We start from the raw sequence: 7,357 nt of genomic DNA, 5'->3' as shown, positions 1-7,357 counted from the left end.
GGGCTGGAATCAGAACGCGGTCTCCGTCTTCCAGCGGCAGGTCGGGCAGGGCGGAGACATCGGCCACTTTGGGGTCGAGTTCCAGGGCCATGCGTCCATTGCTGCGGAAGCTCCTGAGACGGTCGATCTGGCTGCGCAGTTGGGCTTGCTGTTGCTGCTGAATGACTTGGGCCTGCGCGGCGTTTTCGGTGCCCGAGTTGGACATGACCGTACTGACTTGCGATTGCAGCTGGCCTTCCAATCGGCGCACGAGTTGGGCCAGGTTGTCTTGCTGGCGCTGCCGCACCGACACGCGGTTGAGCTCGGTGCCGAACACGTAGGCCTGCGGTGTGAGTCCACCAATGCGGCGAAGCAGCTGGGGCAAGGTTTCGCCCGGCTGCGTCTGGTAGACCCCCGGTGCGCCGACCTCACCCTCGACGCGAACCAGCCGAGTCTGCTTGCCTTGGGGCAGGCGCAAATCGTTCTGGCTGAGGATGGTGACCACATCGCCAGGCAAAAGCTGCAGGTTTTGCGTCGGGTCTTTTTGCAGCACTGCCTTGCCGAGGTTGAACGGGATGAGTTCGGTGGCCAGTTTGCTGCGGTCAAGCCGCTCGATGACGGCATATTCCCAGTTGATCTGGTCCGCAAGGCCGCGCACGCGGCTGGTGACGCCCTGGCCCGCGTCTTGCGCGATCTCTGCGTTTTGCACCAGCAGGTTCTTGCGACGGTAGTAGTCAGGGGTGATGAGGGCGTCCTGTTCCGGGATCAAATCGAGGATGCGCATGCCCTCGAACCAGCGGTAGCGCAGGGGCGCAGCCACCGTGCCCTGGAGCGTCACCGCGTTGGCGAACGCAGGGCTGATGCCGAGCAGGGTGAGCACGTCGCCGTCGCGCAGGGGCTGTTTCAACCCACTCGCGTCGAGGGTGATGTCCTGTACCTGGCGGGGCGGCGTCTTTTCAGGCGCGATGCGTTCGAGCAAGGCCTTTTGGGCGCTCGCCAGCGACGGCACGCCACCGCCGAGGCTGAGGATGTCGCCCACCGTATCTGCGCCGGGCTTGAGCTCGTAGATGGCGGCCTGATCAAAAGCGCCGGTGATGGCCACGCGAGGGCCAGCGGATGGAATAACGATCACGTCACCCGCCTGAAGCGGCACGTCGCGGCCCTTGTCGCCTTTGGCGATGAAATCGTAGAGGTCGAGCGTGGTGACGGTGTTGCCCGCCCGTTTGAGCTGGATGTTGCGCATGGAGCCGTTGGCCGTGGGGCCACCACTCACGAACAAGGCATTGACCAGGGTGCTGAGGCTGGATACGTTGTGCGCGCCGGGCTGCTGCGCCTGACCGACCACATAAATTTGGATGCTGCGCAAGCGGCCAAGGTTGGCATTGACCTGGAAATTGGTGAAGACCTTGGCAATCTGGCTGCGCAGCACAGCTTCCAGGTTGCGAACCGGAACTCCTGCCAGGGGGATCACGCCCACCTTGGGCAGGGTGATCTGACCATTGCGGTCAAGCGTGTGGCTGCCGCTGTAATCCACCGCACCCCAGATCTGCACTCGAACTTCGTCGCCAGGGCCTACAGCGTAATCGGCTGGGGGCGGCAGGGCGGCATCCGGTGAATAGGTCTGCGATGCGTCAAACAAGTCGCTGCCATAAAAACCCAGTTTGCGCCCGGTTGCCTCTTGCACGAACAGCTGGAACTGGTTGGAGACCGGTGGACGGCGGACGGCCTTGGGTGCCTGATCTGTGGCTGTCGCTGCTTCGCCAGGCTGAGCTTCGGCAGCAGGGGCAGCCATCATGCTGGCGCTGTCCAACTGCGGCGCTGCCTGTGCCGCGGCAGGGGCAACGCTGGCCGTCACCGATGCAGCCGTGGTCGCAGCGCCCCCCGCAACGCCTGAGGTGGTGCCCAGAGTGACCTGGGCTTGCGCGGTCAGGGAAAGACTCAGGAGCAACAGCGAGAGCAGGCGGTACACAGGGAAGTTGATCAACATAGAGTGGAAAGGGGTAAATCGGGAGGTCAGCAAGCCGTGCGCTGTGTGGTGCCGCCAAAGCGGCGGTCGCGCTGGGCATACCAGTCCATGGCATCTTTCAGCACCTGCACGTTGAAGTCCGGCCACAACGTGGGTGTGAAATACAGTTCGGTGTAGGCGCTTTGCCAGAGCATGAAGTTGCTGATGCGGGACTCTCCACCGGTGCGGATCAGCAACTCAGGGTCGGGTGCGTGTGCCAGGCTCAGGTAAGGCTGCAAGGCGTCTTCGCGAAGCCGATCCACCGACAAGCCAGGGTTGGCTGCCTGCCAGCGCTGGACAGCCTGCAGCATGTCCCAGCGGCCGCCGTAGTTCGCTGCGATCGTCAGCGTCAGGCGGCGGTTGTCGGCCGTTTTCTCCTGAGCGCGCTGCATGAGGGATTGCAGTCGCTCGTCAAAGCGCGTGGTGTCGCCAGCGACCATGAGACGCACGCCACCCCGCACCATGTTGTCCACCTCTTTCTCAAGGTAGTGCACAAACAGCCCCATGAGGCTGGAAACCTCCTCATACGGGCGCTGCCAGTTTTCGGTGCTGAAGGCGAAGAGCGTGAGATGTCGAACGCCCATTTCCTTGCAGGCCATGACCGTGCCGCGCACGCGCTGCGCGCCGCGTGCATGGCCGACGGCTTTGGGCAGGCCGCGGTCTTGCGCCCAGCGGCGATTGCCATCCATGATGATGGCAATATGCTGGGGAACAACGGGCACCGATGGAAAGTTGATGACAGTCATTCCATGCAGACCGGTTGGTTGTGTGACAGTGACAGACTCACGGCTAAAGACATTTCCCTGGATCGCGGGGCATCTTTGGGCCCTTGAGTCGCGGCGGTTAAGCTGGCATCGATCGATACGGGTGGTTTTTTTTGCGATGCTGCAGTCGTGCTGCAACGCACAAATCCCCAACCCTCTAGTCTAACCAGCGGACCTGTCTTTGCCGCGCATGTTGTTGTAATCCGCGCAACTATGAAATCTGAACGTGAACTTTAAGGAAACAGATGTTGATCAAGAAAGCCGTTTTCCCAGTCGGAGGCATGGGCACCAGGTTTCTGCCTGCCACAAAGGCCATTCCCAAGGAGATGCTGCCTGTTGTTGACAAACCACTGATTCAATACGCAGTGGAGGAGGCCTACGCTGCCGGCGTGCGCCAGATGATCTTCATCACAGGGCGTCACAAGCGTGCCATTGGCGACCATTTTGATGCCGCATTCGAGCTGGAATACGAACTCGAGAAATCCGGCAAGACAGCCATGCTGGACATCGTCCACAGCATCAAACCCGATGACATGGATTGCGTGTTTGTGCGCCAACCGCGACCGCTGGGCTTGGGTCATGCCGTGATGTGCGCCGAGAGCGTGGTGGGCAACCACCCGTTTGCGGTGCTGCTGGCCGACGACCTGATGCTGGGTCGAGACCAGGCCAGCGGAGGCCCCTCCATCCTGCAGCAGATGGTGCAGGCCTATGAGAGCAGCCCAGGAACGGTGTTGGCGGTGCAGGATGTACCTCGGGCTGAGACGCGCCGGTATGGCGTGGTGGATGTGCACGGCGCCAATCAGCAGCTCGCCGAGGTGTTCGGGATGGTCGAGAAGCCCGCGCCGGAAGCGGCGCCTTCTACTCTGGCGGTCGCAGGACGGTACATCCTCACGCCCGCGGTGTTCGACAGCATCCGGCGCCAGCCGCGCGGTGCCGGCGGCGAAATCCAGCTCACCGATGGCATTGCAGCACTGATCGGCAAGGAAAAGGTCCAGGCGTTCCGCTACGACGGCGTTCGCTACGACTGCGGCAGCAAGGAAGGCTTTCTTCAGGCCACGATCGACCTGGCCCTGGCCAACCCGGACTTGAGGCAGTCAGTGCTTGCTCACCTGGCACAGTTGCCCAGATAGCGGGCGAGGCCGCCGGCCTTGACCGCGTGGCCAGCCTGAGCTCAGCGACCGATGAGGAAAACGCTGGGCAAGGACAGGGGCAGGTTCGCGGTCTGGAAGACCGGCGTTTTCCAGTCCCGCACAAGCGCACTGCGACACATCATCTGCGGCAGGCTGAGGCCGCAGCAGACGGCCAGCCGGGTGCTGGTTTGCAAGGACTGCAGCATCGCCTGCAGCAGTGCCGAATTCCGGTACGGTGTCTCGATCAGGATCTGGGTCTGGCCCGTTTTCGTGGCCAAGGCCTCCAGCTCGCGCAGGCGACGCGCCCGTTCGGTCGGGTCCTGGGGCACATAGCCCACAAAGGCAAAGCTTTGACCGTTCATGCCGCTGGCTGCCAGAGCCAGCATGAGCGACACCGGGCCGCTCAGCGGGACCAGAGGCACCTGCAGAGCATGGGCCGCGCGCACCACCGAGCTGCCCGGATCGGCGATGGCGGGCATGCCGGCCTCGCTCACGAGTCCCATGTCGTGTCCGGCCATGGCAGGGGCCAGCAACTCCCGGGCTGCGCCATCCAGAGCCGAATCGTGCAGGTGATCCCCCTTCTTGTGCGCCACCCGCGGCAATTCCGCGATCTGCTGCGCCTGCAGCGGGACAGCCAGTCCAGCCACGCTCTCCACACGCTTCAGGAACGCCCGGGTGCTTTTCGCGTTTTCGGTGATCCAGTGGGTCAGCCGGCTGGCAGCGGCCAGCGTGTCGCCTGGCAAGAGTTGATCGATGGAGGAAAGCTCACCAGCGTCAACACCAAAGTCCAGCGGCGTGGGAACGAGGTACAGCGTCCCCCGGCGTGCCTGGAGCTGGCTCATGGGATGGTCAAACCTGCCGCACGCAGCATGCGGCAGGTGCGAATGAGTGGCAGGCCGATGAGTGCGGTCGGATCGTCGTTGTCGATGCGCTCCAGCAGGGCAATGCCCAGGCCCTCGCTTTTGGCGCTGCCAGCGCAGTCGTACGGTTGCTCCGCGACCAGGTAGCGCTCGATCTCTTCACGGCTCAGGGAGCGGAAAACCACCCGCACGGCCGCCACTTCGGCCTGTTCAAAGCCCGTGGCCTGGCAGACCACACACAGCGCGGTCTGAAACACCACGGTCTGGCCGCTCATTTGCTGGAGCTGTGCCACCGCACGCTCGTGGGTGCCAGGTTTGCCCAGGGCAAGCCCTTGCAGGTCGGCCACCTGATCGCTGCCGATGACCACCGCTTGCGGGTGGCGTGAGGCCACCGCGTGCGCCTTGGCGCGTGCCAGGCGGATTGCCATGTCGACGGGCTGCTCGCCTGGTAGCGCCGTCTCGTCAACGTGGGGGCTATCGGTGTTGAAAGGCATGCCCAGCCGCTGCAGCAGAGCATGCCGGTAACGCGATGTGGACCCCAGGATCAGCTGGCGGGAGTGGGGTGGCGGCATGGACGGGTGGTTGTCTGATGGGGCTGCTGACATGGGCTTATTGTGTCTGCGATCTCTTACACTGCCGGCATGAAACCGAATCCGCCCACGGCATGGAACCCAGCACGGCTGGACGCACGGCGTTTTGCCGAGGCTGGTGGCGAGTTGCGCGGTGAGGTGCAGGTGGCTGACCTGAGTCGGCTGAGTGAAGATCTGCATGCAGGTGGCGAGGGGGCTGCACCTGACTCGGTGACCTGGCAGGCCCGCGCCGAGCTCAGGCCCGCTGCACAGGGCGGAGCGCCAGCCGCCTGGATGCACCTGGAGGCCAGCGCCGAGGTACCGCTGACCTGCCAGCGCTGCCTGGGGCCAGTGCAAGTGACCTTGCAGCTGGATCGCTGGTTCCGCTTTGTGGCGACCGAAGCGGTGGCCGAGGCCGAGGACGACGACTGCGAGGAGGACCTGCTCGCGCTGGAGCCTCGGCCCAACCTGATCGAGCTGCTGGAAGACGAGCTGCTCATGGCCTTGCCGCTCGTGCCCATGCACGAGACTTGCCCGGTGGCCGTGCCGATGGGCTCAACAGACCTCCCCGAAGAAGATGAAGCGGCGCCAACGCGCCAAAACCCGTTTCAGGCCCTGGCCCAGCTCAAGCGCCCACGCGGTTGAGTGGGCCTCGCTCGCGCCTGGGCAGGGTTTGCTGCAAGGCCCGGTTTCGGGCTACAATCTAAGGCTTCGCGTCGGTCAGGCGCTTCCATTGTGTATGGAAGATGATCCGGGCCCGTCCGAGTGGCTGAGTGCCTCGCACGCAAGCCACAAACCCATATATTTCCACAGGAGCCCGTCATGGCCGTCCAGCAAAACAAAAAATCGCCGTCCAAGCGCGGCATGCACCGTTCGCACAACGCGTTGAACGTGCCTGGCATCGCGGTGGAGCCCACCACGGGCGAGATCCACCTGCGTCACCACATCAGCCCCAACGGCTTTTACCGTGGCCGTCAGGTGCTCAAGAACAAGTCCGAAGCCTGAATGACAAGCTACCTCTGGCCTCGCCACGCTGGCGTGCCTGGGGTCCTTGAGGCTGTTGAGGCGCTGGCCCGCATGCTGCATGCGGGCTTTTTGCGTTTCTGGCGCCCGTCTGTGGTGCGGCTGCAGGAGTCTGAATGATCACCTTGGCTGTTGATTGCATGGGGGGGGACGTCGGCCCCGCGACCACGTTACCTGCTTGCGAGGCTTTCCTGAATAGCCACCCCCAGGCACAGTTGCTGCTGGTGGGGAAGCCCGAATCGTTCGCTGCCTGGCCGCAGGTGCTGAACAACGTGCGCTGTCGCGTGCTGCCGGCCACCGAGGTGGTCGCGATGGACGACTCGGTGGAGGTGGCCCTGCGCAAGAAGAAGGACTCTTCGATGCGTGTGGCCATTCAGCAGGTCAAAGACGGCGGCGCGCAGGCCATGGTCTCGGCCGGCAACACCGGCGCCCTGATGGCGATTGCGCGCTATGTGCTCAAGACGCTCGACGGAATCGACCGCCCGGCCATCGCCACTCAGTTGCCCAACGCCCGGGGTGGCGCCACCACGGTGCTCGATCTGGGTGCCAACGTGGATTGTTCCGCTGAGCACCTGTTGCAGTTTGCTGTGATGGGCTCTGCCCTGGTGGCTGCCATGACGGGACGCGCTGAGCCCAGCGTGGGCCTGCTCAATGTGGGCGAAGAAGTCATTAAGGGCAGTGAAGTCATCAAAAAAGCGGGAATCTTGCTGCGAAATGCAGACAACAATGGCGATCTGAATTTTTTTGGCAATGTCGAAGGCGACGATGTGTTCAGAGGCACGGTCGATATCGTGGTGTGCGACGGCTTTGTTGGTAACGTCGCACTCAAGGCCAGTGAAGGCCTGGCAGCCATGATTGGAGGCTTCATCCGCGAAGAGTTTTCTCGTAACATCTTCCGGAAAATGGCTGCGATCGTTGCCTATCGTGCGCTAATGGCATTCAAAAAGCGCGTCGATCACCGCCGTTATAACGGCGCGGCGCTGCTCGGCTTGCGCGGCATGGTGTTCAAGAGCCACGGTTCCGCTGA

The 7,357-nt window shown here is 63.3% G+C and carries 8 protein-coding genes; 4 read left to right on the top strand and 4 right to left on the bottom strand.

Annotated elements, in window-relative coordinates; translation table 11 throughout:
• Together GPT34_RS17295 and uppS are read right to left on the bottom strand one after the other, a co-directional pair.
• The coding region (locus GPT34_RS17295) for a polysaccharide biosynthesis/export family protein (protein ID WP_291015180.1) at positions 1-1,966 on the bottom strand (1,966 nt) is incomplete at its 3' end.
• Between the two features lie 26 nt (positions 1,967-1,992).
• The gene (gene uppS, locus GPT34_RS17290; RefSeq protein WP_291015177.1) at positions 1,993-2,730 is read right to left on the bottom strand and encodes a polyprenyl diphosphate synthase; all 738 of its coding nucleotides are present in this window, start codon (positions 2,728-2,730) and stop codon (positions 1,993-1,995) included.
• Positions 2,731-2,993: 263 nt separating this feature from the next.
• On the opposite strand from uppS, the gene galU reads away from it, so the two are divergent.
• On the top strand, positions 2,994-3,878 hold the full coding sequence (galU, locus tag GPT34_RS17285) for a UTP--glucose-1-phosphate uridylyltransferase GalU (protein ID WP_291015174.1): 885 nt from the start codon (positions 2,994-2,996) through the stop codon (positions 3,876-3,878).
• A gap of 41 nt (positions 3,879-3,919) precedes the next feature.
• Here galU and GPT34_RS17280 read toward each other — a convergent pair whose 3' ends face one another.
• Positions 3,920-4,720: an SAM-dependent methyltransferase gene (locus GPT34_RS17280; protein ID WP_291015170.1), complete on the bottom strand. Its 801-nt coding sequence runs from the start codon at positions 4,718-4,720 to the stop codon at positions 3,920-3,922.
• Complete coding sequence (locus tag GPT34_RS17275) at positions 4,717-5,343, bottom strand: Maf family nucleotide pyrophosphatase (RefSeq protein WP_291015167.1); 627 nt, start codon at positions 5,341-5,343, stop codon at positions 4,717-4,719. The genes GPT34_RS17280 and GPT34_RS17275 overlap by 4 nt, the downstream gene beginning before the upstream one ends.
• A gap of 36 nt (positions 5,344-5,379) precedes the next feature.
• Here GPT34_RS17275 and GPT34_RS17270 point away from each other — a divergent pair, with 36 nt between their 5' ends.
• The 3 genes from GPT34_RS17270 to plsX all read left to right on the top strand — a co-directional run.
• Positions 5,380-5,952 carry a YceD family protein gene (locus GPT34_RS17270; RefSeq protein ID WP_291015164.1) on the top strand — a complete coding sequence of 191 codons (573 nt, stop codon included), beginning with the start codon at positions 5,380-5,382 and terminating at the stop codon, positions 5,950-5,952.
• A gap of 177 nt (positions 5,953-6,129) precedes the next feature.
• Positions 6,130-6,312, top strand: a complete 183-nt coding sequence (gene rpmF, locus GPT34_RS17265) for a 50S ribosomal protein L32 (protein ID WP_019575026.1) — start codon at positions 6,130-6,132, stop codon at positions 6,310-6,312.
• Positions 6,313-6,446: 134 nt separating this feature from the next.
• A partial coding sequence (gene plsX / locus GPT34_RS17260; protein ID WP_291015151.1) for a phosphate acyltransferase PlsX occupies positions 6,447-7,357 on the top strand: 911 nt, incomplete at its 3' end.

The sequence above is a fragment of the Hydrogenophaga sp. genome, assembly GCF_011390835.1.
Lineage (GTDB): Bacteria > Pseudomonadota > Gammaproteobacteria > Burkholderiales > Burkholderiaceae_C > Hydrogenophaga.
Note: the sequence above shows the minus strand (reverse complement) of the source record. Positions and strands in the feature narration are given on the sequence as shown.